The sequence below is a fragment of the Candidatus Symbiopectobacterium sp. NZEC135 genome, assembly GCF_025962695.1.
Genome location: NZ_JAGFPF010001416.1, coordinates 1 through 553, shown reverse-complemented (window position 1 = coordinate 553; position 553 = coordinate 1). Strand labels below are relative to the sequence as shown.

The 553-nt window shown below is 55.2% G+C and carries 1 protein-coding gene; it reads right to left on the bottom strand.

Annotated elements, in window-relative coordinates:
• A partial coding sequence (locus tag J5224_RS34580) for a transglycosylase domain-containing protein (RefSeq protein ID WP_264629339.1) occupies positions 1–553 on the bottom strand: 553 nt, incomplete at both ends.

Below are 553 nucleotides of genomic sequence, written 5' to 3'. Positions count from 1 at the left end.
AGAAAAGCACGGCCAATAGAAAGGAAGCTGATGCCGTCATGCTGATAGAAATGGCGGTCTTCGGTCGCGACCAGCGTGTCGACCAGTAAATCAGGGAAACCGGAGCGCTGCACAAACAGTCGCTGCTCCCCGTTGGGGGATTGCATCATGGTGATCAGACGCGGATCGAGGCGGAAGAAACCAAAATTGCGTTGGTTCTCCAGATTTTGGATCTGAGCCAAACGATCGTTGGTAAAGATCAGTCGGGCGTTGATCTGCCCTTCCTTGCCATCGGGGAAATCAAACGGGCGACGAAGTATATCAATGGTGTTGCCACGCACGCTGAATTCGCCCGGCCGGGTGATGCGCGATACCTGACGGTATTGCATCCCTTCCAGCAGGTTTATCATCTCTTTCTGGCTGTAGGACATGCCCGGCTCGAGGTTCACCATCCGGCCATACACCGCCGCAGGCAGTTGCCACACTTTGCCTTCGATTCGGCTGCGAATCTGGCTGTCGAGATAGACGCCATACAGCGCCAGCACCACGGCGAAGACCAGCGATAGCTTAATGA